Raw genomic sequence first — 25,614 nt, forward strand, 5'->3', positions numbered from 1 at the left:
CCCGGTGCCCGAGGGAGGGGCGGGGTTCTGTTGGACGCTCTACAGCCGGCACAAGCGCCCGCCATCGACCAGCAGCGAGGCCCCGTTGATGAAGGCCGACTCGCCCGACGCAAGAAACGCGATCGCGCCGGCCACATCCTGCGGCTGCCCGACATCGGCCGGATCGATGTGTTCCGCCCCCGACCTGACCTGCGGGTTATTCCACAGCATGGGCGTGTCGATGGCGCCGGGCAGGATGGCGTTCACCCGGATCCCTTTCGGTATGCCCTCCAGCGCGGCCGAGCGGGTCAGCGACAGCAGGGCGGCCTTGGCCGCGGCGTAGGGTGCCACGTTCGGCTCGGTCTCCAGGGCGTGCACGCTGGAGACGTTGACGATCGCCGCGCCGGGCCGCATGTGCAGGAAGGCCTGCTTGATGAAGAAGAAAGCGCCCAGCAGGTCGACCTGCAGCACCCCGATCCAGTCGGTGCCGGTCAGTTCTTCCAGGGGTTTGAAGATCATCAGTCCGGCGTTGTTGACGACGGCGTCGAGCCGGCCGAAGCGGGCGATCACCTGGTCGACGCCATGCGCGACATTCTGCTCGGCGCTGACGTCGCACACCAGTTCCATCGTTTCCCCGGGCCCCTGTTCGCGCAGTTTGGCGGACGCCGCCGGCAAGGCGGCCGCATCGCGGTCGACCAGCACCACATGGGCGCCCTCGGCGGCGAAACGAATCGATGCGGCGAGGCCGATCCCGCTGGCGGCGCCCGTGACGAGCACGACTTTGTCCGTAAACCGCATCCCCGATCCTTATTCCGTGTTCCTGGGCGCGCCCGTGGCCACGGCGGAGTCCTGCGTACGGCTGGAAGGACGGGCGTCGAGCCCCGGGTAATCCTCATTCAGCGCGATCGGCACCTGCAGGCAGACGCTCTGGGTCGGCAGCACTTCGGTCCAGTCGCGGATCAGCTCGCGGTAGGCCTGCCCGACCGGACGCAGCTCGCGGTCGAGGTCGGCCAGTCCGAGGGCGTTCACGCGGCCATTGTTTTCGCGCAGGCCCGTGTCCCAGTCGACCTGGTCGGTCAGCGAATACCAGGTGAAGCCGACGATGGGCACGCCGTTGTTGCGCACCCGCAGCACGTTCGCCCATTCCTTGCGCAGCCAGCGCACCGCTTCGTCGCCGCAGGGACCCTGGCAGAGGTTGGTTTCCGTGTGCATCACCGGCAGGCGGTAGCGGTTGTAGTACTGGTGGGTGATGACCGCGTAGCCGAAGATTTCACCCGATGAATGCGTCGTGCCGTCCGCCGCCACGTGGTGCTCGTTGGTCTGGTAGTAATCGTTCCCCATCATGCAGTGATGCTTGAGGTTGTTGTTCAGGAAAAAATGGTATTCCTCGCGCGTCATGCCATTGTCGAGCAGGTACTCGTACATGGTGGAGTCGACGCGGCGGCCGTAGTTCAGGTCCAGCGACAGGAAGCGGCGCGCGTTCATGGTCTCGGCCGGGCCGATCGCGGCCGGCGACTGGGCATGGAAATACTCGGAAGATTCGCTCTGGATGAAGAGGGCGTCCGGACGCACTTCCAGGATCGCGCGCATGGCGAGCAGGTTGGCCTTGACCAGGTGTTTGAGGGCGGTGACGAAGGCCTTGTCGTCGTGCAGCTGCTCGTTCCACCAGCCGTAGAGGGCTGAAAACAGGGCGCAGATCGACATCTCGTTGACCGGCGTGTACAGCTGGAGCCAGGGGTAACGCAGTGCGAATGTACGCGCGTACTCGGCGAAGATGTCGGGAAAATCGGGGTTCTGGAAATCGCCGAGGAAATCGGGCAGGCCGAAATGGCAGAGGTCGACGATTGCCACCAGGTTGCGCCGGTGCAGGTCGGGGAACACTTCGTCGGCAAACGACCAGTCGTAGCGGCGCGCGCCGAGCAGCATCCTGTGCAGCGGCGGGCCATAGCGCAGGAAGCGGATCCCGATCTCCTGCACCAGGTCGAAGTCGCGCCGCCAGTGGCGGTAGTGGCCGCACTTTTCCATCTCGTCCATGCGCACCTTGCCGGCGGCGATGGTCGGGATGCTGTTTTCTATGCCGGTCGCAAAGATGAATGGGGAACCACTCGAAGCCATTTGCCGTCTCGTTCGCGAAGCGCAGCCACTGAAGTAGCACTGTAGGGAGCGATACGGGTTTTGACCGTGTACTGCCTAACATAGTGCCGCTTCGTGTGCGGAACGCTGGCACGGCGGCATGGCCGCGAGCGAGGTCAGGCCGGCCGGTTGCCCATCATTTCGCCGAGGCGCACCTTGCGCTCCGGCGCCCACTCCGGGTTGAAGGCGATGGTCTTTTCCTTGAACAGCATGACCACCGTCGAGCCGAGCAGGAAGCGGCCCATCTCTTCGCCCTTCTTCAGCACGACCGGGTGCGAATCGTAGGTCCATTCCGAAACGCGCCCGGTGCGCTGCGGATTGACCACGCCATGCCAGGGCGTGGCCATGCTGCCGACAATCGTCGCGCCGACCAGCACCATGACGAAGGTGCCGAATTCCTCGGACTCGAACACGCAGACCACGCGCTCGTTGCGCGCGAACAGGCCCGGCACGCCGCGCGCGGTGGTCGGGTTCACCGAGAACAGGGCGCCGGGGACGTAGATCATGCGCGTCAGGCGGCCGTCGCAGGGCATGTGCAGGCGGTGGTAGTCCTTCGGGCTCAGGTACAGGTTGGCGAAGCTGCCGTGCTGGAAGTGCGCCGCCAGCGAGGCGTCGCCGCCGACCAGCTGGGTGGTCGTGAACTTGTGCCCCTTGGCCTGCAGGATGTGGTGGTCGTCGATCGCGCCGAACTGGCTGATCGCGCCGTCCACCGGGCAGACGAAGTCGGCCTGGGCCAGCGGACGCACGCCGTCCTTCAGGGGCCGGGTGAAGAATTCGTTGAAGCTCGGGTAGCTGGCGATGTCCGAATTGGCCGCCTCGTCCATGTTGACCCCGTACTTGCCGACGAACCAGCGGATCAGGCGGGTGGTCATCTTGCCCCCGCGGTGGCCGGCGACGCGGCCGGCGAACGAGGTCAGCGCCTGCTTGGGCAGGACATATTGCGGCAGTACTTTGAAACGATCGGACACGGTGGCGGACCTTTATTGCTGGTGATGATGGCGAATTATAAATAAGGGGCGTGCCCGTGCATATCTTTGTTTTCGCTGGCAGGGCCCGCCCAGTGTAGCGCATCGCCCCAGGACGCAGCCGTCGGTACCGGGCCGGGCAGGATCCCCTTAATACATGCATATCGAAAATATATTCTCATGAGCATCTAAATATGCCGGAACTAAAGGACAATACATTCTCATAAACTTGGCTTTCTGATATGTATATGCTCTCATCGCTCCGCATGACCCTGCTTGCCGCCGCGCTGGCAAGCGCTTTCCCCGCCCTGGCCCAGGAGACCGCAGGCGCGGCACCGAAAGCCGACGCTGCGGCGGACCAGAAAATGCAAAAAGTCGAGGTACGCGGCACGGCCGACAGCTATGATGCGCGGCGCGACGACACGGCGACGAAAATCGTCGTCACCCAGGAGGAGATCGCGAAATACGGCGATACCAGCGTGGTCGACGTCCTCAAGCGCGTGCCCGGCATCACAGTCAGCACGCCGAACGGACGCGGCGGCGAAATCCGCATGCGCGGCCTCGGCGCCGGCTACACGCAAATCCTGATCAACGGCGAACGGGCGCCGGGCGGCTTCACGATCGATTCGCTGTCGCCCGACGTGATCGAGCGCATCGAGGTGCTGCGCGCGGCGAGCGCCGAGTTCTCGACCCAGTCGGTGGCCGGCACGGTCAACATCGTCCTGAAAAAGACGGTCCGCAGCGGCCAGCGCGAATTCAAGCTAGGCGCGCGCACCGGCAGCGGTTTCCAGGGGCCGACGGCCAACCTGCAGCTGTCGGACAAGCTCGGCACGATGTCGTATTCGGTCGCCGCCAGCGTGATGGCCGAGCAGTTCAGCCGCCGCGGCGTCAGCGACGAGCAGGCCTTCGACCCAGCCGGACAGCCGGTGCAGGTGCGCCACGCCGACGGCCATGAAGACGGCCGCCTCAAGTTGTTCAACCTGGCCCCGCGCCTGAACTGGACGCTGGAGGGTGGCGACACCCTGACCTCGCAGAGCTTCGTCAATTCCGCGCGCTTCCGCAACCACAACCAGGACGTGAACACGACCAGTCTCGGTCCCGCCACACCCTATCCGGTGCTGGACTCGGCGGTCCGTTCCGACAACGACGTCCTGCGCACCGAACTCAATTGGGTGCACAAGATGGCCGACGGCGCCAAGCTCGACGTCAAGGCCAGCCTGATCGGCGGCCAGAACACGACCGACAACCGGAGATGGACGCCGCCCGGCGCGGCACGCCCAATCGACAACCTGGTGCACCTCGAAGCCGACGAGCGCGGCACGACCACGGTCGGCAAGTTCAGCAAGACCATCATGAAGGACCATGCGCTGGGCATGGGCTGGGATGGCGGCTACTCAAGGCGTACGGACAGCCGCGAGGAATTCGAGGCCGGCAACCGCGTCTTCCCGGCCCTGCCGAAGGGCGAGGAATCCGAGTCGCGCGTCGGCCGCCTGGCGCTGTACGCCCAGGACGAGTGGAACCTCACGCCGCGCTGGTCGCTCTACCTGGGCGCGCGCTGGGAGGGCATCCGCACCACCACCAGCGGCAATACCTTCGCCACCGGCCGCTCGCGTTCGAGCGTCTGGAGCCCGGTGCTGCAGACGCTGTGGAAGATCCCGGAGACCAAGGGCGACCAGGTCCGCTTCGCCGTGACCCGCACCTACAAGGCGCCGAGTTTCCAGCAACTGATCCCGCGCCGCCAGACCTCGATCGACAACCGCTCGACCGACCCCGACTACGCCGGCAACCCGGACCTGCAGCCGGAACTGGCGCTCGGCTTCGACGCCTCGTACGAACATTACTGGGCCGAAGGCGCGCTGTTCTCGCTCAGCGCGTCCACGCGCCGCATCGACGGCTACACGCGCTACCTGGTCGACTTCGACGGCGCGCGCTGGGTGGCGATGCCGATGAACGCGGGCCGCGCCGTGACCCGCGGCGTGGAACTGGAAACCAAGTTCCCGCTGAAGGCGGTGATGAAAGATGCGCCGGCGATCGACCTGCGCGCCAGCCTGTCGGCCAACTGGTCGCGCGTGGACGGCGTGCCGGGTCCGGACAACCGGCTCGACGGCCAGGCCCCGCTGGCGGGCAACCTCGGCATCGACTACAAGCGCGCCGCGTTGACCACGGGCGCGAGCTTCGCCTGGAAACAGGGCGGGCAGATCCGCGTGTCCGAGCGCCAGACGACCACGCTCCAGGCGCGCCGCGACCTGGAAGCCTATGCGCTGTATAAATTCAATCCGAAGCAGCAGCTGCGCGTGGCCCTGTCGAACCTGCTGGGCCAGGACTTCGTCAACCGCGGCAGTTTCGCGGAGGAAGGACGCGGCCTGGTGCTGCGCGAGGCGCGCATCGAGGCCGGGCCCAGCCTGCGCGCGACACTCGAGCTGAAATTCTGAAGCATCAGGCGAGCCGCATCGCGGCAGCACCCGCCGCAATCAGCCCGACCGCCAGCAGGCGCAGCGGGCTGAGGCGCTCGCGCAGCACCAGCGCCGCGATGGCGGTGGCGAACAGGATCGAGGTCTCGCGCAGCGCCGCCACCAGGGCCACCGGCGCCGTCGTCATCGCCCACAGCGCGATCCCGTACGAACCGGCCGACATCGCGCCGCCGCCCAGCAGGATGCCCGGGCGGCGCCGCGCGAACGCGAGCAGGGCCTGGCCTTCGCGGCGCCAGGACAGCGCCAGCAGCAGCACGGCGGTCGCGACGAAGATCCACATCGTATAGCCGGCCGGCGCGCCCGAGCGCCGTACCCCGGCGCCGTCGATCAGCGTGTAGGTCGCGATGACGCAGGCCGTGCACAGGGCGAGGATCGTGGTGCGGCGCGCCGCCCGTGCGGTCCGGGAGGCATCGAGGAAGATGGTCAGCACGCCGGCGCAGACCAGGCCGAGCGCCAGCCATTGGTGCGCGCTCAGGTGCTCGCCCATGCACAGGCCGGCGAGCGCCACCAGCGGCGGCGCGCAGCCGCGCATCAGCGGATAGGCGTGACTGAGGTCGCCGCCGCGGTAGGTTGCGGCAAGCACGGTGTAATACAGGGTCTGGACGATCGCGGAAGCGGCGATGAAGGGCCAGCTGGCGGGAGCCGGCGCGGCGACGAAGGGCAGGCCGAGGGCGCACAGGAGGCCGGACCCGGCGACGACGAGCATGGTCGGTACGCCGCTGGCGGCGTGGATCTTCACCAGGATATTCCATCCTGCATGAAGGAGCGCCGCGCACAGGACGGCGGCGATGACGGAAGCGCTCATCGGCTGCTCCTGTAAACGAACATGGCCCGGCAAAGCCAGGCCATGTTTCGGGTCCTGCCGTTGAAGCTTACTTCACGCGGCGGCGCAGTGCGCCGATGCCGAACAGGGCGATGCCGAACAGGGCAACCGAACCTGGCTCAGGGATTTCGTTGAACTTGAACTGGCCGTTGTTGCTGACGAAGAAGTGATCGCCGGCGACGTTCTTGTACGGGCTGTTGCCTGCGCAGCCAGGGCCAGTGAAGCCCGCGAACTGGCAAGCGACTTCTTTTACCAGGCGATCGGTTGGCGCCCCGACGGTGTTGGCATTGGTGAAGGCGAATGCCTCGACGTTGAAGCCCGACATGTCCTGACCCAGGTCGTCGAAGAAGTAGTTGGCGGCGAGGGCGCCTTTGCTGGCCTTGAGGAAAATGCTCACCTGGCCATTGTCGGTTGGATTGCCCTTGCCGTCCACGGTACCGCCGCCGCCGGCCAGCACGGTAAAGGTACCGATCAGGTTACCCAGGTTCGCACCATAGATACCCGACACCGAACCGTACTGCCCGTTCGCAGGATTCTGATACATCTTGATCGTGCCGCCGGTGAACTTGAAGGCGCCGCCGAAGGTGCCGGCGCCATAGCCTTCAAACGTAGCGGTGATGTTGCCGCCCGCGTAATTGACTGGGAACAGCTGGCCGTTGCTGTCTGCCTGCGACAGGTTGAAGACGGCATGCTCGACGAAGTTGAACGAGGTTTTGCTCGTCGCGTTCAGCTCGATGAAGGCGTTGCCGTTCACGTCCAGGTACTCGTTGATTTCCTGACCCTTGGCCTGGCCGGAACCGGCCGGGTTGAAGGTCCAGTCATTCATGATCGATGCCTGGGAGGCGCCGGCGGCGAGGCCGAAAGCTGCAGCGCAGCCGAGTTTCTTCAGGAAGGTCATTTTTCTTATCCCAAGTGTTGTTAATAGAATGCAACCCTATAAGCAACACTCGTGCCAGCTAGAGGAATTCCTTACGAATCATATGTTTGCGAAGGCAGTAAAAAAGTTATGCTTGCTGAGTGTAAAAATTTCCGACAGGAATTAATTGTTAATTTTCCCTCACACTTTGTGTCGTCCGCAGACCGATGCCGGTGCGCTTCGCCATGCGGCAAGCGACCGACGGCACTGGGCACCGGTCACGGGCTGTCCCCGAGCCACTCAGCCGCGAATTCGTCGCGGAAGGCCAGCAGGCGCGCCAGGCGCGCGCCGGCCAGCTCGCGTCCGGCCTCGAGCTGCATCATGCCCGGCAGCTGCGCGAGCTTGACCATGATGTGGTCGAGCGTCCAGGCGCCGTCATCCAGGTCCCGTCCGAGCGCCAGCGGGTCGAGCGGGTGCGCCAGCGCCCGGCCCATGCGTCCCGCGACATAGAACATGCGCGCCAGGCCGACCGCGCCGAGCGCATCGAGGCGGTCGGCATCCTGCACGATCTTCGCTTCGATCGTCGTCGGTTCGATCGCGGCCGAGAAGCTGTGCGCCTCGATCGCGTGCGCGACACCGTCCAGGCGTTCGGCCGGGAACCCGAGCCGCGCGAGCTCCTCGCGCGCCAGCCGCGCCGCACGGCGCGATGCCTGGGCCCGGTCCGGATCGTTCTTCGGCAGGTTGACCAGGTCGTGCAGGTAGCAGGCGGCCATCACGACCAGGGCATCGGCCTGCACGTGGTGATCGAGCAGCAGCCGGGCGCTGCGCCAGACGCGTTCAAGGTGGCTGGCGTCGTGGGCGCCGTCGTTGCCGGCGTGGGCGGCAGCAAGCGCGGCCAGGCGCGGCTGCCAGGCCGACAGTTCAGGGAACGAGGACTGCATGGGACTCCATCGCCGACTCCATCGCCGGCGCTGTGCTGGCGCGCTGCGACAGGGCGTCGGCGTCCAGGTTCTTGTGGCGCGGCACCCAGCGCAGGACGGTGCCCGGCAGTTGCGCGAGCAGGGCCTGCACCCGAACGCGGTAGGGGCGCAGCACCGGAGCGCTGTCCGCGTCCGGTGCGGCGACGTCGTCGAGCACGACCCGGCTGTCGCCGTAGACGGTGAGTTCGCGCGCACCCTGGGCCAGGGCCGCTTCCAGCACGGCGGCCAGGGCCAGGTATTCGGCTTCGCTGCTGTTGCCGTAGCCGGCCGGCTCGGACAGCTCGACCAGCTGTCCTTCCGGACCGAGCAGGCGCGCGCCGATGCCGCAGCGCCCCGGGTTGGGCCGCGCGGAACCGTCGAACCAGGCGCGCCAGGCGGTCGGCGCGCCCTCGTGCCGGGCCTGGCGCAAGGTCAGTGCCGCGGCTCGTGCCGAACGCCGCGCCAGCGCGCGCGCCGCTTCGGCCTGGCGCAGGGCGCCGCGTTCGGCCAGCAGCGCGGGCAGGCCGGCCGGGCCGGCGCTGGCGGCGAGCGTGATGCGCAGCGCTTCCTCGAGCGGCAGGCTGCGCTGCAGGGCCAGCTTGCGGCTGGCGGCGAGTTCGGTGCGGTTGGCGGCGCCTTGCAGGCGGTCGAGTTCGGTCATGACGCCAGCATAACCGCTTTTACCGGTTTCATGAATCCGCGGGCCCCAATGAAAAAGCGCCCCGCGGGGCGCTTTTCTTGTGCAGGCTGCAATCAGCGGCGGTACGGATTGTCCGGCCGGTGGTCGCGCTCGTTGCGGACGCCGTCGCCGTCGCGGTCGCGGTCGTAGCGGTTGGGCACGCCGTCGTTGTCGCGGTCGCGGTCGTAGCGGTCCGGGATGCCGTCGCGGTCGGCGTCGCGGCGGCCGCCATGGCGCTCGTAGCGGTCGGGCACGCCGTCGCGGTCACGGTCGCGGTAGCCGTATCCGTCGCGGTAGGCATAGCTGCGGCCGCCGTCGTAGAAGCCCTGGCTGCGATAGCCCTCGCCGGCATAGTAACGGTCGCCGCCGCGGGGGCTCCAGTAGCCCTGCTGCATGACCCAGCGGCCGCCACGCTCCTGCCAGGCCGGCGGTGCATACACATAACCGGGACGCTCGACGATATACGAGCCCGGAACCCAGTAGTGGCGGTGGCCCTGCCACGCCCAGTAACCTGGCGACCAGACATAGCCGCGGCGCACGGCGGGCGCGCGTTCGTACAGGGGAGCCGGCGGGGCCGAGCCGATATACAGTTCGACGTTCTGGGCCATCGAGGGCAGCGGTGCATAGGCAGCGGCGCCGATGGCGGCAAGGGCAACCAGAGTGAGGCGGGATTTCATGGTGTTCTCCATCTCCAAAAGCGGATGATTCAATATATCAATCGCTTGAGTGAAATGGTGCGTTTGACGCATGTGCTTACATCTGATACAGGATTGCAGCAGCAGAGTTGCAACAGCGGATGAGGAGGGGGAAAGCGGGGAAATGCGAGGGCGGGTGCCCGGGCGCGCCTCAGGAGGCGGCCCGGTGCACACGGGTAATCAAATGCGGCTCCCGGCACCGCTGCGAGCGGCCAGCACGACCGGCTTCCCGGCACCCGGACGCTTGCCTTTCACGACGACGACGGCCATTCTGGTTTCGGTGGCGATGCTCGAATCCTGGATGGCGGCCGGGCGCGCCTGGGCTTGCGGCAGCTGGTCGGCGACGAAGTGGGCGGAACCGGCGGCGGCGAGGGCGACGACGAAAACGGCTTCCATGTGCTTGGCGATGTTCACGGTGCTTCTCCTTGCGGGTGGGGTGGCGATGTGTCCACTGTAGTCAAAGCCCCCGCGGACCTCCATCGGATTGCGACGGGGCGCATGAAAAGCGGGATGGCCTGCACAAAACCGGGTGCGATACGAAACGTTCAAGTTCGCTCAACCCGACGGCTTCACCCGGCTTTTCGCTTCCCCCCGCTAGGACAGGGCGGACGCGGCCATCCCGGCGGCGAAGGAGGAATCGATGGGGGAGATGTTCGCCACGGTGTGCGCCGGGCTGGCCGCCAACGGCCGCGCCTGGCGCCGGGCGCGCAACCTGCGTGCGGGCGGCCGGCGCGTGCTGCCAGCCGTACGCGGCACGCGTTGGCAGGCGGGGCCGCGGGTCTGGCTGGCACTGCTGGCGCTCGGCTTCGTGGCCGGCGGCGCCGTGCTGATCGCAGTCCACGCGCGTTCCCTGAGCGCCGCCGCGGCCGGCCGGATGAGCACCGGCGCCGGACCGGTGCGCACGCTGCCGGCCTTCCAGGCCGCGCTCCCCGGCGTCTCCTTCAGCGTGCCGCGCGAGCCGGGCGTGAGCCTGGGCGCGCAGCCGGGCGGCGCTTTGCTGGTCGTCTCCGGCATGCGTGCCCGGCGCCCGGTCGTGATCGACCTGTGCAGCCAGGCGCTCGCAGGAGCGGGCGGGCGGCTGGCGCCTTTACGCATTGGCTACCGCTTCCACGATGTAGCGCGCTGGGCGGCAGGCAATGCGGCGGCGGCCAGTCCCGTCACCCTGCGCAATGTCGTGCTGGCGGGGGCGAGCATGCCCCAGGTCGACATCACGGGCTCGCTGGGCTCGTCCCTGCAGCTGGCCTGGCATGGTGACGCCCGCTGGATCGGCGACGCCAGCGCCGGCACCATCGCGCGCGGCGTGCAGGGCAGGGCGCTGCTGGGACGCGAGGGCTGGCTGGTGTGGGGCGACAAAGGGGCGCTGCGCGTCGACCGCCGTCCGGGCGCCGCCTGCGCGCAGGGCGGCGAGCTGGTGCTGACTTCGTACGAGGCCCTGCCAGGCACCGCGCCCGGCGCCATCGTCGCTGCCTTTCCCGAACACGGCCGGGCACTGGCGAGCCGCCTCGCGCCCGGCGACTATCGCGTGCCCTTCGACGCAGCGCCGGCACTGGAAGACGGCGCCCTGTTCGACAGCCTGCTGGCGCGCGGCCTGGTGCGCCTCTCCCCGTCCGGCATGATCGAGACCGCGCCGCGCGACCTGGTGCAATGGCGCGCGGCCGACAAGGGCCAGCGCACGGCCGACCTGCATGCCTGGGACGGCGTCGTGCTCGATGACGCCGGGCGGCGCCTGCTCGAGCGCCTGCACGCGCGCGCCGACGGCGCCTATGTGCGCGAACAGATCCGGGTCTTCAATGGCGAACGGCGCCTGCTGGCCTGGCGCGTGCGGCCGGGTGCCGCCGGAGCCTGGCTGGCGCAGGCCGGAGCGAGTGCCGCGAGCAGCAGCGAGGCAATGCCGCTGGGCCTGGCCCGGCTGTTCGCCAGCCTGCCGCAGGGCTGGGCACCCTGGCAGCGGCTGGCCGACTGGCCGGCCAGCGCGGGCCATGCGACCACCGTGCGCCTGAGCCTGACCTTGCCGCAGCCGGCGCGCGGCGACGAGCGCATCGAACTGATGCTGGCCGGGCGGGTGCGCGCCATCGCCGGTGCCGCGCTCGCCGGCGGGCGTGCGGCCTGCGCCGGGCGCGCCTGTGCCGAGCCGGACGACGTGCGCGAGCTGGTGCTGGCGCCGCATCCTGGCGCACGCCAGGTCGTGATCGAAGCGCTGCCGCTGGATCTCGCGGCCATGAGCGGGGGCGGCGATGCACCGTACCGGCATCTGCAGGTGAAACAAGGCCGTCTGGCCTGGCAGGCGATCGCCCAGCCGGGCCGGTCGGCCACCGTGGCCCCGGTGCCGGTACTGTTGGCCGATCGCAGCGGCGCGCCGTTGTGGCAGGCAGGCAGCGCGACGGCCGGCGCACGCGAGGCGGGCCTGGCGACGCTGCTCGGCCTGCATGCCGGCCAGGCAAACAGCGTGGCCGGCGTGCTGGCGCGCCTGCCCGCGCCCGACGGCCGCCCCCATGAAGCCAGGCTCACCCTCGACCTGCCGCTCCAGCGGCTTGGGCAGGCAGTGCTCGACTGCGTCGGCATGCGCCGCGGCCAGTGGGATGGCGCGCGCTGCAGCGGCGGCCTGGCGCCGCCGGCCGCGCGCCAGGCCGGCCTGGTGCTGATCGATACCGGCAGCGGCGACATCCTGGCCGCCGCCGGCAGCAGCGCCGCGCCGCTCGCGGACGGCAACTGGAGCGAACTGCGCGACTTCGACCGCGTCGACCCGGCCCGCAGTCCCTTGCGCCAGGCGGCTTTCCAGCACGACGGCGGCGCCGAGCGCAGTCCGGGCTCGACCTTCAAGATCGTCAGCGCCCTCGGCCTCGAGCTGGCCGCCCAGCGCGATCCGCGCCTCGACGCCCTGCTGGGCGGAATGCCGCTGGCCGACATCAACGCCCTGGCGGCGGCGCGCGGCTTCCCCTTCCGCACCGACGGCGCGACCTATCCTTACCAGGGCGCCGGGGCCCGCATCACGAACTTCCGCGACGGGATCCTCGACCGCCGCGCCCAGGACGGCAAGCTCGGGCTGGCCCAGGCGCTGACCTACAGCCTGAACACCTGGTTCGCCTGGAGCGCGGAGCTGAGCGACGGCAGCCTGTTCGGCAAGGCGCAGGGCGGGGCGCCCAGCCTGCGCGCGCTCGACGATACGGCCCTTGGCGGGGTACGGCCCATCCTCGACATGGCGCACCGGCTCGGCTTCGAACGCACCCTGCCGCTCGACGGCGGCCTGCTGCCCGCCGATTTCGACTGGCACAGCTGGGATGCGCTGCAGGCCAGCGTCGCCGGCTTCGATCCGATCGGCTCGCGCCACGAGTTGCGCCAGATGGCGATCGGCCTGCGCATGCAGGCCACCCCGCTGCACATGGCGCTCGCCGCCGGCGCGGTGGGCGAGGGCAGGGTGATCGCGCCCCGGCTGCTGCTGGCGCTCGACGGGCGCCGGGCCGGGGCGCAGCAAGGCGCGCCGCTCGGCGTTCGCCTGGACCGCATCCGCGCCGGCCTGCATGGCGTCGTTGCAGGCGGCACCGCGGCCAGCGCCTTCCGCGGCGCCGCCTTCGACCGCCTGCGTCCTGGCCTGTACGGCAAGACCGGCACCGCGCCCGTCGGGAGCGAGGGCCAGGCCACCGTCTGGTTCACGGGCTGGCTGGAGCCGGGCAGCATCCCTGGCGAGACCCGGCGCCTGGCGTTTGCCGCCTTTGTCAGCCGTTCGGAGGCGACCGGTGGCGAGCATGCCGCGCCAGTCGTGGCGGCGCTGCTACGCGCGCTCGCCCAAAAGGGCGAACAGAAAGGCAACTGAGCCTCTCCAGCGCGCCTTGTTTTTGTGTTTCTGTGGCATGATTTACAAAATCCCTTATCGGGTGGATACGCCATCAACACAAGAGGAAGGTATGCGTTTGCCGGGAACCCGGTATCAGGAGCCGGGGTGGGAACAGGTGCGCAAATTGCTTGGCCAGTGCTCGCTCGAGGTTTTCAAGCGCTGCGATCCGGGCGAACTGCTGGCGCCCGCGCCCGCAGGCGAGGCGCTGGCCCTGTACGTCGACCTGCTGGCCGAATGCCTGCACGCTGCGGGCCGCAGCGTGCGTGCCCAGGCGGCCGGCAACAGCTATGGCGACAGCGTCGCCGAGCTGGCCCTGCTGCTGGCCTATGAACTGGCGGCGCGCCCGTCCGACTGGGCGGCGTTCAGAACGGCCCTGGCCGGCGAACACGCACGCGTGCCCGGCTTCTGGCGCCAGCCCGGCGGCGAAGCGCTGCTGCGCAAGAAGGTCAACGACATGTTCGCGCTTCTGCGCGACAAGGTCGACGCCGACAATTACCAGGCCGCCTGCGGCCGTCCCTGCAGCCCGAACCGCATCTACGCCTACCGCATGCTCGACACGGCCTATGGCGAGATCGCCCGCCTGTTCGGCAACTGGCGCGAGCACCGGGTCCAGGTCGGCGCCATCCTCGGGCGGCCGCTCGAGACGGCGCTGCCGATCGAAGTGCGCCAGCTGGCCTCGATCGCCGGCTGCCGTCCCGAATGGATCCTGCGCTGGAGCGCAACGCTGGAGCGGTTCACGGGCTCGCCCGGTCCGCTGCACACGCGTTCGAAGCGCTTCGACAGCCTGAAGGACAATGCAGTCAAGATCGGCGAGATGCTGGCCGAGATCGGCGAATACGAAACCCTGTCCGCCAACCGCGACCGCGACTGGCTGCAGGACGCCGACACCTCGGCCGCCTGGCTCGAGGATTACTGGCGGGTGCTGGACGAATCGGAGGCCGGGTCTGGCGCATGCGGCACGCCGGGGCCGGACCTGATCCTGGACGCGCTGGAGGACGAACCCGACGCGGCGCGGGCAGCCGAACCGGCCGAACCGGCCGAGGCGGCCGACGGCGAGCCGCTCCACGCCCAGCGTGCGCAGTCGGTTTCACTGCCCCCCCACTTTGTAATCGTGGCGGGCGCGGCCCAGGACCCGGGCAGCTGGAGTGCACGCATGCTGGCGGACGACTCGCTGGCGGTGCGCCTGGCGGTCTATCTGAAGCTGCTCGGGCCGGACGACGACAGCTATCCGGACGCATGGCGCGACCCCGCCACAAATGGCCTGCCGACCATGGCCCAGCTGGCGGCGCTCGATGCCGTCTCGCTGCCGACCCTGCGCAAGCGGCGCGACGCGGCCATCGCGCGCCTGAGCGCAGCCGCACCCTCGAAAGGGAGAAACGAATGAAGACTACCAGCGATATCGATGGCAAGCTGCGCGAGCGCCTGCTGCTGGCGCCGCGCGTCGAGGGCGACCGCCTGATGCTGGCCGACGCCGTGCTGCGCGCCGCGCTCGACGGCAGCCGTCCCTTGCGGCCGGCCGAACGCGCCGCGCTGCAGGCCTCGCCGCTGACCACGCGCCGCCTGCGTACCCTGGCGCTCGAGCGCCGCGCCGCCGCGCATGACGCCTGGCAGGGCAGCGTCGGCATGCTGCGCGCGGCCGACAGCGGCCAGGCCTTGTCCGAACTGGCGACCGACGACGGCCATTGGCGCCTGCATTTCGTCGGCAGCGGGGCCGAACGCCGCGTGATCCTGCAGCTGATGCCGGAGGCGCCCTTTGCGGCCCGCCTGCTGCGCGCGGCTGCATTGCTGCGCGTGGTCGACGGCGCCGGGGCCGAACTGCTGGCGGGCCGCCTCGACAGCGACGGCGAGCTCGAAGCGGCCTGGCCCTTCGCGGACGAGCCGGCGTCCCACTTCCAGCGCCACGGCGCAATCTTCAGCATACAGGCGGCAAATTGACGATGCTCGATATTTTCAAACGCATGGCGCGCGCGCCGGCCTTCGATGCGGCGGGACTCGGCGTGGAGGCGATCGCGCGTCCGATTGCTTCCGGCTGCAGCGTGCCGCCCGGCGCGGTCGGCGTCGCGGTCTCCTCGAGCGGCCACACGCGCCGCATCGGCGCCGGCGGGCGCATGGTGCTGGCCGAAGGGGACGCCGGCTGGTGCTTCCATCCTGGTCCCTACGGCTGCGACCTGGTGCCGTTTGCCGCCGCGCCCGAGATCGGGCTGCGCCTGCATTTCGCGATCGACAGCCCGGATCCGCGCATGACCCAGCAGCGCTTCGACCTGTTCCTGGCCAGCGAAGGGGCGGGCGAGCTGGCGCTCGCTGCGCTGGCCGCGGGCATCGAAGCGGCGCTGCAGCGCGAACTCGCCCAGGGTAACCTGGAACTGCCGCCCTGCACGACCCTGGACGAGTGGAACGCCTTCCGCGCCGGCTTCAACCAGCTGCTCTACACCCGCTTCGGCCTCACCGTCGACGATTGCGTGCCGGTCGACCTGGCCGGGACGCGCGACTACGCGCGCGAGCTCGCCGGACGTGCCGCCGCCGGCGCAGTGACGGTGCCGCCCGCGCAAGCCTTGCATGCTACGGCCTCGGCGCCCGGAGTGGCCGAGGCAAGCGGCGCGGACGCGCGTGCGCTGCGCCGCCTGTTCCTGGAACTGCCCTGCGTCATGTGCCGCGTGCGCCAGGCCTCGCTGCCGCAGGGGCAGGACCTGTTCCGCCAGCAGCAGGCCCTGTTGCAGCGGCTCGACCTGGTCTGCCTGGCGGCATCGACCATGCCGGCGCTCGGCCTGGCCGCACCCGGCCAGCCGCTCGACCTGGACAGCCAGGCGCGCCGGGCCCGCCACAGCGTTCGTGCCGCAGCTGCGCTGGATGAAGCCTGGGCCCTGCTGGCACGGCTCGAGCGGGCCGACGACGAAGGCCTGGACCTGCTCTTCGACGAAGCCGACCGCATCGTCGCCAACCTCGAACAGGCGCTCGCCGAACGCAAGCGGGTGACGCTCGACGAGGAGGCCGCATGAACGGCCCAGCCTCGAGACGTCCCGACAGCGTCGACCTGCGCAGCCGCCTGCGGGACGGCAGCTTCGTCACCGTCACCGCCACACGGCGGCCGCGCGCCGGCCGCGCCGAGGTGAAGTGCAGCGCACCCGGCGCACCGCAGCTGGCGGCGCGCATGGCGCTGGTGGCGCGCCTGGCGCGCCATACCGAAGCGCGCTACGACAGCCGCGACCAGGTCGTCATCAGCATGGACCGCGCGCCCGCTTCCCAGGAACGCGACTGGGAACTGGCCGTGGTGCTGGCCGACCGCGCGGTGCGCGGCCTGGTTGTGGCGGCCCCGGGCATGGTCGCGAACGGCTGGTCGGAAGACTGGCAGCGCGGCCGCATCGACGGGCACGACGTCCCCGATCTCCCTGCCGGCGCCCTGCGCGGCGGGCCCGGCCACCTGCAGCATCTCGGCGCCCTGTCCGGCCAGCCGGATGCGGCGGCCTCGGTGTCGAGCGCGCGCGCCTGGTTCCCGCTGCACAGCGGCGGCATCAACGACAGCCTGTGCTGGGTCGAGGTCAGCGTCTACCCGCTGGCCGAGGGCGAGGCGCAGGGCGACGATGCGATCGCGGCGCCCGGCCTGGATGGGGTGCGCCAGCAGGCCGTGCGCCAGGCCTTGACCGGCGCGCGCCACTTCGACGGCCAGGAGCACGCACGCTGGCGCACCACGGTGCGCTTCGGCCAGGACGGCCTGCACGGCGCCTCGTACGAGCTGGCCCTGGTGCTCGCCGACCGCCTGGCGCGCGGGCGCGAATTCGTGCCGCGCGGGCGCATCATCGCCAGCGGCGCATCGAAGGCCTGGCATGCGGGACTGGTGGAGACGGTCGAGGGATTGGGGCCCAAGTGCGCGCTGATCGAGCGCGAAGTCCTGCCGGGCGACCGCGTCCTGCTGCCGCGCGCCTGGGAGGCGCAGCTGCCCCCCGGCCTGGCCGACGCGCTGCGCGCGAAAGGCGCGAGCCTGGTCTGCGTCGAGCGGATCGGGATCATTTAGAATCGGTATCACCTGAAAATGGAGTCGGATCATGGTCCAGATGTTCGGTCTTGGCAGCAAATGCCCGCGTTGTGAGCACAGGAATGCGGGCGGCGCCGGCTATTGCGCGGCCTGCGGCATCACGCTGGGCGCACCGCGCACGCCGGTGCTGGTCGAGAACCGCTGGATCGCCGGCCCCGACGAACTGGCCGTGTTCTTCGGCGTGCGCGCGCTGTCGGGCATCTTCGTGAAAACCCTGCGCGTGCCGGCCACGGCGCGCGCCTACATCCTGCAGGGAGACCAGGCCACCGAAGTGCCCCAGGGCGAGTACGAAATCGAAGGCTTCTTCTCGCGCCTGAACCACCTGCTGCGCGACGGCCACGCCGAGATCCTGGTCACGCGCACGAACGCGCTGCCGGTCGAGTTCAGCTTCGACGATCTGCAGACTGCGGAACACCTGGCGGTCGGCGCCCGGTTCACGGTCAGCCTGCGCATCGAAAACGTGCCCGCCTTTGCGCGCCATTTCATGACCATGCCGGGCACGGTGACCGTTGTCCAGCTGCGCGAACTGCTGCTGCCCGCGGTGCGCCAGCTGGCGGCCGAATTCGTCGGCGCCCGCTCGCTGCGCGAGATGGCCAAAACGGACTCGCTGCGCCCCGAATTCGACGAGCGCCTGCAGGGCGCGCTGCGCATGCTGCTGGCGGACTACGGGCTCGGCGTCGTGCAAGTCGACACGCTGGCCCTGCGCCACGACAAATTCGACGCCAACCGCGCGCGCATCGGCACCCTGTGGCTGGCGGCCGACGAACGCCGCGTGAAAATGGAACACGCGCGCCAGCTCGAAGAACTGTATGACGAAAACGAGTGGCACCGGATCACGCGCGAAGAGCAGGCCGCGCGCCTGCGCCTGCGCCGCCTGGAACTGCGCCAGGACGAGACCCTGGACCGCGCAGAACTGACACTGGCGAATGCCGAGCGCGCGCAGGCCGTGCGTGCGCGCGAACTCGACCTGTATGCGCGCATCGCGGAATCGACCTCGCGCCGCGAAGCCGTCGAGCGCGGGGCCGGCGAAATCCTGGCGGAACTCGAGCACGAACTGGCGCAGAAGCGCGGCCAGCGCGCGGGCGAACAGGCCGAGTGGGCGCACCTGCAGGCATTGGCCGGCATCCGCATGCGCGGCGCGCTCGAAGTGGCGCAGCAGGAAACGCTGCAGGCGCGCACCCTGGCGCGCCAGCGCTTTGCGCAGCAGCTGCTCACCCAGCAGATCCGCAACAAGGTCGAGCAGGCCAGGGAAATCGAGGACGCCTCGCGCCAGCGTGCGGAGCTGGCACGCCTGCGCGCAGCCGAAGAAGCCGCCGCGGGCCGGGCACGCGCGCTCGACGACGAGGAACACAAGGCGCAGTTCGAGCTGGTCGTGCTGGCCAACACGGCGCGCCGCCGCGCGCTCGAACGCGAAGAGGAATGGCTCGAGCTGCAGGGCCAGGCCCGGGTACGTGAACAGGTGCTCGGCGAAGACCTGGAAGCGGAAGGCGTCCGGCAAAAAATCGCGGCGCTGCGCCGTGACGGCGGCCGGCAGGAAGCGCTCGCCCAGCACGAAAAGCTGCTGCGCACGATCGAGGCCGAGCAGCGCCAGGCGCGCGCGGAGAAGGAGGTGGAGCTGCTGGGCGAGGAGCGCCGCCACCAGCAGCGCCGCGCCGAGCAGGAAGCGAACTGGCAGCACGAACTGCGCCGCATGGGCGCCGAACGCGCCGAACGCGCGGCCCAGCTGGCGCATGCGCTGGACCTGGCGCGGATGGAGATCGCGCGCGCCGAATCGCTCGGCCAGCTCGACGACACGACCAAGCTGGCCGTGGCCGCCGCCCCGAATGCGGCCGTGCTGGCCGACTACCTGAAAACCCGGGTGCACGCGACCATGGATGCGGACCAGCTGGCGGCCCTGGCCGGGGTGGTGGCCGCCGGCGGCGCCGTCAGCGCGCTGGACGCGGCGCGGCTGGCGCAGGAGGCGCTCGAGCGCGAACGGGTGCGGCGCGAGATCGAGGTCGACAAGGACCGGCGCCACCAGCTCGACCTGCTGGCGCTGCAGAACGACGTGAACAAGGCGGCCCTCGGCGCGCAGGCGCAGGTCGCAAGCGGCGTCGCGCAGGCCCGGCAATGCACCCATGGCCACCCGGTGCGTAGCGAGGACCGCTTCTGCGGCGCCTGCGGCGCGCCGCTGCACTGACCCAGGCCCGATGCAAACAGCCATCGACAAGATCCGCGAACTGCGTGCCCTGCACGAGGACGGCTTGCTGAGCCGCCAGGAGTTCGACCAGCGCAAGAACGCCATCCTCGACGCCGCCCATAGTTCGCCACAAGGCGCAGCGGCGGCCGCATCCGCGCCCGCGCGCGGCACCGAACTCGGGCTGATGGCGGGCCAGCAGGTGGGCCCGCCGAACCGCCGCTACCGCCTCGAGCGCCTGATCGCGCTGGGCGGCATGGGCCAGGTCTGGCAGGCGACCGATCTCGCCACCCACGCCGAGCTGGGCCACAGCGCCCAGGTCGCATTGAAAATCTTGTCGCCGGAACTGACGGAAAGTTCGGGCCACGCCCGCCTGCTGGTGCAGGAAGCCACGCGCGCCCGGCGCCTGGCGCACGAACACATCGTGCGCGTCTACGACTGGGCCCAGGACCCGGCTACCAGCAGCTATTTCGTGATCATGGAATGCCTCGAGGGCGAAGACCTCGACAGCCTGCTGGCGCGCGAGGGCGCGCTGCCGCTGGCGCGCACGCTGCAGATATTGCGTCCCGTCGCCGCCGCCCTCGACTATGCCTGGGAGCGGCACCGCCTGGTCCACCGCGACATCAAGCCGGGCAATGTATTCGTCACCGCGCGCGGCGACGTCAAGCTGCTCGACTTCGGCATCGCGGCGCGTGCGCGTGCCGGCGGGCGCACGCTGACCGAGGCACCGGCGCTGTCGGGCACGCCGGGCTACCGCGCGCCGGAAGCGGGCAGGCCGGGCGCCGTGCCCTCGCGCGCGCTGGACGTGTATTCGGTGGCGGTGATGGTGCACCAGATGGTGTCGGGCATGGCGGCGCCGGCGAGCGGCGCAGCGGCGCGTCCCGAGCTGCTGGACGACGCGCAATGGGAAGCCTTGCGCAGCGGACTGGCGCAGGACCCGGCGGCGCGCCCGGAAAGCGTCTCGGTGCTGCTCGAGCGGCTTGGCGCGCAGGCGCAGGCGCCTGAGGAAAGCCTGCCTTCGACCGCCGCGCCGGCCGAAGAAACCGTGCCAGGGAACGCAGCGCCTGCGGCCCCGGCACCCGATCCGGCCCTCGAACCTGCTGCCCGGCAGGCCATCGAAGCGGCCGCCCAGGCCGCCCGCCAGCGCCTGCGCGAACAGCAGAAGCGCGAACGCGCGGAAGCCGAAGTCGCGCGCCGCGTGCGCCGCGAAGCCCTGCGCGAGCAGCTCGCCGCACGGCGCGCCGAGGAAGTGGCGAAGACGCGGCAGGCCCAGGACGAGGCCCAGCGCAAGGCCCTGCAGGCCAGGGCGGCCGCGGCCTACCTGGCCGAACAGGAACGGTCGCGCACCCAGCCCGCGCCCCAGGAAGCGGCCGCGCCGACCCGGCCTGCGATCGAGCCGCCCACGCTGCTGCGCGACCGCTTCCTGGAAGGAGAGGGCGAGGGACCGGAACTGGTCGTGCTGCGCGCCGGCCGCTTCCAGATGGGCTCACCGGAACACGAGCGCAGGATCGCCATGGCCTGCGGCGCCCAGAAGAACTGGCTGGCGCGCGAGACGCCCCAGCACTGGGTCGGCATCGCGCGGCCTTTCGCCATCGGGCGCTACCCGGTCACGGTCGGCGAATGGCGCGCCTTCGTGGAGGCGACCGGCTGGCAGCCCGACGGCGAAGTCGACTGGGCCGCGCCGGGCTTCGCGCAGACCGATGCCCACCCGGTGGTCGGCGTGACCTGGGGCGACGCCCAGCGTTACCTTGCCTGGCTCAGCGAGCGCACCGGCCGGCGCTACCGCCTGCCGAGCGAAGCGGAATGGGAATACGCCTGCCGCGCCGGCACCAGAACCGCCTTCAGCTTCGGCGACGCGATCGACACCTCGCTTGCCAACTACGACGGCAATTTCACCTGGAACGGCGGCGCGCGCGGCGAGTACCGGCGCGGCACCACGCCCGTCACCCTGTTCGCACCGAATCCCTGGGGCCTGCACGACATGCACGGCAATGTCTGGGAATGGGTGCAGGACGTGATGCACGACAGCTACGAAGGCGCGCCGCTCGACGGCAGCGCCTGGGAAACCGGAGGCGAGCGCGCGCGCCGCATCCTGCGCGGCGGCTCCTGGCTCTACAACCCGCGCTACCTGCGCTCGGCGCTGAGGAACGGCTTTTCGGCCGTGATGGCGAACGATATCGTGGGTTTCCGGGTCGTGCGCGAGTTGCCCCAGGATCCAGACGAAGGGGAGCCGTCCTGACGGCTGTTTCCTGCAGCTAGCGTGCGCGGGTCGGGAGCTGGCAAGAGTAGGCTAATCGGGTGTAAACGGTCTTTTTATCGCACCCAGGAGGGCGCCATGAAAATCCCCGAAGAGCTGCGCATCCCCGCGATTGTCTTCGCGCTACAGGCGGCGCTGCTTGCCGGCTGCGGCCTGATCTTCGTCGTGATGCTGACGCAAGGGCACTAGCAGTGTAGACGCGGCAGCAGAAGCGCAGGCGCCTCAGGCGCTGGCGCGGCGCCCGTGCGCGCTGCGTTCCTGCTGGCGCAGCACCAGCGTGGACGGCCCGTTCCGGTGTTCCGGATACGGCCGGGCGGCAAAGCGCGCCCCGGCCGGCCAGGCGCTCAGGTTCCCGGTTGCCAGCGTCGGCGTGAGCGGCGTCTCGATGCCGCTGGCCGGATCGAGGTGCCAGAAGCCGCCATCCCGGTGAAACAGCAGCGGCAGCCCGAGCGCGCCGAGGCGCGGCGTGATGTCCGGCTTGCGCTCCGGGTCCATCAGGTAAAAGGCTTCCAGATCCATGCCGGCGTCGAGCCGCTGCAGGATGATGGCGTTCGGCAGCACCGCCGTGACTTCGAGCACGGCCACCCCCGGGATGCTGGCGGTGAATTCGATGCGCATGCCGGGGCGCAGGGCCACCGGCGCATGCTTGCCCGGCCAGACGCCGTCGACCAGCAGGCCATAGCGCGACACGTCCTCGATCTCGAAACCTTCGCGTCCGCGCCGGAGCAGCGCGTGGCGGCCCGAGATGCGCCGCGTCAGGCCCTCGGGCATGAGGCCGGCTTCGCCATGGTGCATCAGGCGGATGTCGGCATCGATCGCACCGGCGCCGTTCAAGCCCGATTCATCGCGTCCCAGCACGCATTCGTCGAGCGCGAACAGGCGCAGGTAGCGCGGGCGCTGCACATCGGGCGTTTCTCCCAGCACCAGGCAGGCCGTGGCCGCCGGGCAGGGGTGGGCCGCGGCCTGGGCCGGCACGTCGATCTCGAGCAGGTCTTCGTCCCAGGCGATGCTGGAAAAGCCCAGGTCGATCTTGCCGGCGGCGGTGGCATCGAGGTCGAGGTGGGCGATGCCGGCGTTCGTCGCGCGCAGGTCGATGTCGAGCCGGCCGCCGCCGGTGCGCGCCTTGACGCGCGCGATCGAGGCGTCGTCCGCCTGCACGCGCACGTTCTTGTGGGTTGCAAGGAAGGTCTGGTGGATTTCGCTCAGGCTGGCGTCGGCGCGCGGGGCGAGGATCAGCAGGGTCGCAATCCAGGTGCGCGCACTGCCGCCCGGGGCCTGCGCGCGGCTGTGCAGCTCGACTTCGATGCGGTACTGGCCGTGTTCCAGCCCGCGCGAGGAAAATTCGAGGAAGACCGGCAGCCATTCGCCGCGCACGGTGCGATTGAAAGTGTGGCGCTCGCCGTTTTCCAGCTGCAGGCGCGAACTGGCCAGCAGGGTGACCTGGGGCGCGCAGTCGGGCGGCATGCCGCGCAGCTCGAGTTTCAGCACCTGGCGGCCGCCGGCGGCGCGCGGATCGAAACCGCTCGCGTGCAGGTGCGGACGCACGGCAGCCGGGGCGGCAAGCGCTGCGTCCGCCTCGGGAGCGTCGGCTTGCGCAGGCAGCTGAGGATGGCCGTGCGCGCAGGCGCTCTCTCCTGGCATCACCCAGACGGTGCAATGCGGATGATCGGGATGGCTGCAACGGTTCATGGAAGGGCCTTGTGGACCGGGGAAGCTTACGCGGATTCGCCCAGCCGTGGCGCGCGCTAGCGGCCGCTTGAAGTTGATTTAACGCATTATTTCATATTGTAAAGTAACTGCCGAGCTTTACCTAAGCCGGCAGCGCGGTCTCGTCGCGCCCGCCCTGGCGCAGGCGCAGCACGATGGCGGTGAGGTTGTCCGGCTGCAGGCCCACCGGCGGGCGTTCTTCCATCTCGGCGAACAGGGCCTCCAGCCCGGCCTGCGCATCGCCGCGCGCGAACAGCCGTGGCCAGCGCGCGACGAATTCCGCCGGATCGCGGCAGGACCAGAAGCCGTCGGTGGCGAGCAGGTAAGTCGCGTCGGGCCGCAGTTCGATCGCGCGGCGGTCGGGCAGGGCGCGCAGCCAGGGCGGCAGCGTGGCGGCGTCCAGTCCGACCAGGCCATCGTCCAGGCGCGCGGGATCGACCAGAGTATTCCCGAGGATGAAGGCCTGGGCAATCTGGGGCGCATGGCTGCCGTGCACGTGGCGCCACCAGGCCGCTTCGTCGAGCATTCCCGCCATTGCCAGCACGGTGGCCGGCACGTGGTCCACGGTGAGCGGCGCGGCCGCCGCCTGCGTGATTTCGTAGAGGCGCGAGTCGCCCGCATGCCAGAGCAGGGGGCTGCCGGACGGCGGGATCTCGAGCATGGTCAGCGTGGTGCCGGGACGGGGGCCGGCTTCGTGCAGGGCGTCGAAGCGGCCCTGCAGTGCGAAGTGCAGCTGCTCGAGATGATGCGAGAGGGCGGCGAGCTCGCTACAGGCCGGAATCGCGAGCAGGCCGGCCGCGACCAGTTCGGCCGCCTCGCGTCCGTGGCCGTGGCCGCCCATGCCGTCCATCACGGCCAGGCGCAGCTGGCCCGGCGGCCAGCCCCCGACTTGCGCCGATGCGCCCTGGCCGCTGCGCAGGAAGTTGGCACGGCCCGCACCGTCGATGACCAGGTAGTTGTCCTGGTTTTCCTGCCTTTGCACCGGGCCGGCGCCGATCCGGCTGCCCGCGGCCAGGTCCAGCCAGCGTCCGCCGTTCACGCTTTCAAGCATTGTTTCGGTCCCCATCGGTGGCATATCGTATGGTAAGTTATCGTTTTAGCACAGCCCGCACGCAATCGTGATCTGCCCCACCTTGATTCGCCCGCTCGACATCGCCGACCTGCCCGCCTGTGCACGCCTGCTGCGCGCAAGCGCCAGCGAATTCATTGTCCACGAATCGAGCAAGGAAGGCGCATGCACCTTCCTGCGCGAGAACGACGAAGCGGGCATGCGCGGCTATATCGCCGCCGGCCACGTCTACCATGTCGCCGTCGACGGCGACGACATCGCCGGCTTCATCGCGATCCGCGACAACAGCCACGTCTTCCACCTGTTTATCGACAAGCGCTGGCATCGCCAGGGACTGGCGCGCCGGCTATGGGAGGTCGCGCGCGCCGCCAGCCTGGCACGCGGCGGCAGCGGCGTCTTCACGGTCAACGCGTCGAACTACGCGGTGCCGGTCTATGCAGCCTTCGGCTTCGAACGGACGGCCCCGACCCAGTGCGTCAAGGGCCTGTACTTCAACCCGATGCGCTTCATTCCCCGCTAGGCCGCCGCTCGTCGGCGCGGCGCAGCCACAGGCTGCTGGCCCAGCCTTCGTAACGCTGGCCGTCCGCGTTCGCCGTGACCTGCCACCAGTCGCCGTCGCGCTGTCCCGTTGCCTGCACCGTCGAGCCGGCCGCCAGCACGAGCACGCGTGGCGCACCGACCCCGCGCGCCGCGCGCAGGTTGAGCGCGTCGGCGACCCGATAGCTGTGCCCGGCGGCCGGCACGGCAAGCGCGGCCTGCACGGGCGCAGGCGCAGACACAGACACAGGCGCGCGCGGTGCCAGCCAGGCCCAGAGCGCGCCGCCGATCAGGCCCGTACCCAGCACCAGTACCGCCAGGGCGCGCGCGTTCGGCCGGCGCCACCAGGCGCGCGGCGTGCAGCGTGCCGCCAGCACCAGCGTCAGCAGCAGGGCGGCGCCGCCGCAAGCCAGCAGAAGCAGGGGCGGATGCGAGGGCGCGGACAT

Annotated in this window: 21 protein-coding genes; 9 read left to right on the forward strand and 12 right to left on the reverse strand. The window is 70.0% G+C overall.

All coding sequences use genetic code 11. The features are described 5' to 3' along the window. Positions 1-39: 39 nt before the first annotated feature. From ACI48I_RS14760 to asd, 3 genes are all read right to left on the reverse strand, one after another. Positions 40-777, reverse strand: coding sequence for an SDR family NAD(P)-dependent oxidoreductase (locus tag ACI48I_RS14760; RefSeq protein ID WP_193686214.1), 738 nt, complete (start codon positions 775-777; stop codon positions 40-42). Positions 778-786: 9 nt separating this feature from the next. Continuing rightward, positions 787-2,094: a family 1 glycosylhydrolase gene (locus ACI48I_RS14765; RefSeq protein ID WP_498574596.1), complete on the reverse strand. Its 1,308-nt coding sequence runs from the start codon at positions 2,092-2,094 to the stop codon at positions 787-789. A 134-nt stretch (positions 2,095-2,228) separates the two neighbouring features. Further along, on the reverse strand, positions 2,229-3,080 hold the full coding sequence (asd, locus tag ACI48I_RS14770; RefSeq protein WP_193686212.1) for an archaetidylserine decarboxylase: 852 nt from the start codon (positions 3,078-3,080) through the stop codon (positions 2,229-2,231). 245 nt (positions 3,081-3,325) lie between these two features. On the opposite strand from asd, the gene ACI48I_RS14775 reads away from it, so the two are divergent. Further along, positions 3,326-5,509 (forward strand): TonB-dependent receptor plug domain-containing protein, encoded by a 2,184-nt coding sequence (locus tag ACI48I_RS14775; protein WP_498574597.1) that lies wholly within the window; start codon positions 3,326-3,328, stop codon positions 5,507-5,509. Positions 5,510-5,513: 4 nt separating this feature from the next. Here ACI48I_RS14775 and ACI48I_RS14780 read toward each other — a convergent pair whose 3' ends face one another. The 6 genes from ACI48I_RS14780 to ACI48I_RS14805 all read right to left on the reverse strand — a co-directional run bounded on the left by ACI48I_RS14780 (position 5,514) and on the right by ACI48I_RS14805 (position 9,974). Continuing rightward, on the reverse strand, positions 5,514-6,353 hold the full coding sequence (locus ACI48I_RS14780) for an EamA family transporter (protein ID WP_498574598.1): 840 nt from the start codon (positions 6,351-6,353) through the stop codon (positions 5,514-5,516). A gap of 67 nt (positions 6,354-6,420) precedes the next feature. Further along, a complete protein-coding gene (gene pepA, locus ACI48I_RS14785) occupies positions 6,421-7,269 on the reverse strand; it encodes a flocculation-associated PEP-CTERM protein PepA (protein WP_498574599.1) in 849 nt (282 codons plus the stop codon). Between the two features lie 236 nt (positions 7,270-7,505). Next, positions 7,506-8,168: an HD domain-containing protein gene (locus ACI48I_RS14790; RefSeq protein ID WP_498574600.1), complete on the reverse strand. Its 663-nt coding sequence runs from the start codon at positions 8,166-8,168 to the stop codon at positions 7,506-7,508. Beyond that, a complete protein-coding gene (locus tag ACI48I_RS14795) occupies positions 8,149-8,847 on the reverse strand; it encodes a ribonuclease HI family protein (RefSeq protein WP_498574601.1) in 699 nt (232 codons plus the stop codon). Before ACI48I_RS14795 ends, ACI48I_RS14790 begins: the two co-directional genes overlap by 20 nt. Positions 8,848-8,939: 92 nt before the next feature. Then, the gene (locus ACI48I_RS14800) at positions 8,940-9,542 is read right to left on the reverse strand and encodes a YXWGXW repeat-containing protein (protein ID WP_193686206.1); all 603 of its coding nucleotides are present in this window, start codon (positions 9,540-9,542) and stop codon (positions 8,940-8,942) included. 198 nt (positions 9,543-9,740) lie between these two features. After that, a complete protein-coding gene (locus ACI48I_RS14805) occupies positions 9,741-9,974 on the reverse strand; it encodes a hypothetical protein (RefSeq protein ID WP_193686205.1) in 234 nt (77 codons plus the stop codon). A 226-nt stretch (positions 9,975-10,200) separates the two neighbouring features. Between ACI48I_RS14805 and ACI48I_RS14810 the strand changes: the two genes are divergently transcribed. From ACI48I_RS14810 to ACI48I_RS14840, 7 genes are all read left to right on the forward strand, one after another. Then, on the forward strand, positions 10,201-13,371 hold the full coding sequence (locus ACI48I_RS14810) for a penicillin-binding transpeptidase domain-containing protein (protein ID WP_498574602.1): 3,171 nt from the start codon (positions 10,201-10,203) through the stop codon (positions 13,369-13,371). Between the two features lie 91 nt (positions 13,372-13,462). After that, positions 13,463-14,776, forward strand: a complete 1,314-nt coding sequence (locus tag ACI48I_RS14815; RefSeq protein WP_498574603.1) for a hypothetical protein — start codon at positions 13,463-13,465, stop codon at positions 14,774-14,776. Next, positions 14,773-15,327: a hypothetical protein gene (locus tag ACI48I_RS14820; RefSeq protein ID WP_498574604.1), complete on the forward strand. Its 555-nt coding sequence runs from the start codon at positions 14,773-14,775 to the stop codon at positions 15,325-15,327. Before ACI48I_RS14815 ends, ACI48I_RS14820 begins: the two co-directional genes overlap by 4 nt. A gap of 2 nt (positions 15,328-15,329) precedes the next feature. After that, positions 15,330-16,388 (forward strand): hypothetical protein, encoded by a 1,059-nt coding sequence (locus ACI48I_RS14825; RefSeq protein WP_498574605.1) that lies wholly within the window; start codon positions 15,330-15,332, stop codon positions 16,386-16,388. After that, entirely contained in the window at positions 16,385-17,401 is a 1,017-nt protein-coding gene (locus tag ACI48I_RS14830) for a hypothetical protein (RefSeq protein ID WP_498574606.1), read from the forward strand. Before ACI48I_RS14825 ends, ACI48I_RS14830 begins: the two co-directional genes overlap by 4 nt. Before the next feature lie 31 nt (positions 17,402-17,432). Then, on the forward strand, positions 17,433-19,601 hold the full coding sequence (locus ACI48I_RS14835; protein WP_498574607.1) for a hypothetical protein: 2,169 nt from the start codon (positions 17,433-17,435) through the stop codon (positions 19,599-19,601). Positions 19,602-19,611: 10 nt separating this feature from the next. After that, positions 19,612-21,837: an SUMF1/EgtB/PvdO family nonheme iron enzyme gene (locus tag ACI48I_RS14840; RefSeq protein ID WP_193686199.1), complete on the forward strand. Its 2,226-nt coding sequence runs from the start codon at positions 19,612-19,614 to the stop codon at positions 21,835-21,837. A gap of 240 nt (positions 21,838-22,077) precedes the next feature. Here ACI48I_RS14840 and ACI48I_RS14845 read toward each other — a convergent pair whose 3' ends face one another. After that, positions 22,078-23,544 carry an FHA domain-containing protein gene (locus ACI48I_RS14845; RefSeq protein ID WP_498574608.1) on the reverse strand — a complete coding sequence of 489 codons (1,467 nt, stop codon included), beginning with the start codon at positions 23,542-23,544 and terminating at the stop codon, positions 22,078-22,080. A 121-nt stretch (positions 23,545-23,665) separates the two neighbouring features. After that, on the reverse strand, positions 23,666-24,613 hold the full coding sequence (locus ACI48I_RS14850) for a PP2C family protein-serine/threonine phosphatase (RefSeq protein WP_498574609.1): 948 nt from the start codon (positions 24,611-24,613) through the stop codon (positions 23,666-23,668). Between the two features lie 67 nt (positions 24,614-24,680). Here ACI48I_RS14850 and ACI48I_RS14855 point away from each other — a divergent pair, with 67 nt between their 5' ends. After that, a complete protein-coding gene (locus tag ACI48I_RS14855; RefSeq protein ID WP_498574610.1) occupies positions 24,681-25,151 on the forward strand; it encodes a GNAT family N-acetyltransferase in 471 nt (156 codons plus the stop codon). Here the strand turns inward: ACI48I_RS14855 and ACI48I_RS14860 are convergent. After that, positions 25,138-25,614: an SH3 domain-containing protein gene (locus tag ACI48I_RS14860; RefSeq protein WP_498574611.1), complete on the reverse strand. Its 477-nt coding sequence runs from the start codon at positions 25,612-25,614 to the stop codon at positions 25,138-25,140. The two genes, ACI48I_RS14855 and ACI48I_RS14860, sit on opposite strands and share 14 nt — an antisense overlap.

The sequence above is a fragment of the Massilia sp. LXY-5 genome, assembly GCF_059801075.1.

Coding starts and splice junctions, on each gene's coding strand:
- ACI48I_RS14810 (WP_498574602.1), top strand. CDS start 10,201: ATGGGGGAGATGTTCGCCACGGTGTGCGCCGGGCTGGCCGCCAACGGC.
- ACI48I_RS14795 (WP_498574601.1), bottom strand. CDS start 8,847: ATGACCGAACTCGACCGCCTGCAAGGCGCCGCCAACCGCACCGAACTC.
- ACI48I_RS14790 (WP_498574600.1), bottom strand. CDS start 8,168: ATGCAGTCCTCGTTCCCTGAACTGTCGGCCTGGCAGCCGCGCCTGGCC.
- ACI48I_RS14835 (WP_498574607.1), top strand. CDS start 17,433: ATGGTCCAGATGTTCGGTCTTGGCAGCAAATGCCCGCGTTGTGAGCAC.
- ACI48I_RS14760 (WP_193686214.1), bottom strand. CDS start 777: ATGCGGTTTACGGACAAAGTCGTGCTCGTCACGGGCGCCGCCAGCGGG.
- ACI48I_RS14775 (WP_498574597.1), top strand. CDS start 3,326: ATGCTCTCATCGCTCCGCATGACCCTGCTTGCCGCCGCGCTGGCAAGC.
- ACI48I_RS14860 (WP_498574611.1), bottom strand. CDS start 25,614: ATGTCCGCGCCCTCGCATCCGCCCCTGCTTCTGCTGGCTTGCGGCGGC.
- ACI48I_RS14780 (WP_498574598.1), bottom strand. CDS start 6,353: ATGAGCGCTTCCGTCATCGCCGCCGTCCTGTGCGCGGCGCTCCTTCAT.
- ACI48I_RS14800 (WP_193686206.1), bottom strand. CDS start 9,542: ATGAAATCCCGCCTCACTCTGGTTGCCCTTGCCGCCATCGGCGCCGCT.
- ACI48I_RS14845 (WP_498574608.1), bottom strand. CDS start 23,544: ATGAACCGTTGCAGCCATCCCGATCATCCGCATTGCACCGTCTGGGTG.
- ACI48I_RS14815 (WP_498574603.1), top strand. CDS start 13,463: ATGCGTTTGCCGGGAACCCGGTATCAGGAGCCGGGGTGGGAACAGGTG.
- ACI48I_RS14765 (WP_498574596.1), bottom strand. CDS start 2,094: ATGGCTTCGAGTGGTTCCCCATTCATCTTTGCGACCGGCATAGAAAAC.
- ACI48I_RS14830 (WP_498574606.1), top strand. CDS start 16,385: ATGAACGGCCCAGCCTCGAGACGTCCCGACAGCGTCGACCTGCGCAGC.
- ACI48I_RS14825 (WP_498574605.1), top strand. CDS start 15,330: ATGCTCGATATTTTCAAACGCATGGCGCGCGCGCCGGCCTTCGATGCG.
- ACI48I_RS14820 (WP_498574604.1), top strand. CDS start 14,773: ATGAAGACTACCAGCGATATCGATGGCAAGCTGCGCGAGCGCCTGCTG.
- ACI48I_RS14840 (WP_193686199.1), top strand. CDS start 19,612: ATGCAAACAGCCATCGACAAGATCCGCGAACTGCGTGCCCTGCACGAG.
- ACI48I_RS14850 (WP_498574609.1), bottom strand. CDS start 24,613: ATGCTTGAAAGCGTGAACGGCGGACGCTGGCTGGACCTGGCCGCGGGC.
- pepA (WP_498574599.1), bottom strand. CDS start 7,269: ATGACCTTCCTGAAGAAACTCGGCTGCGCTGCAGCTTTCGGCCTCGCC.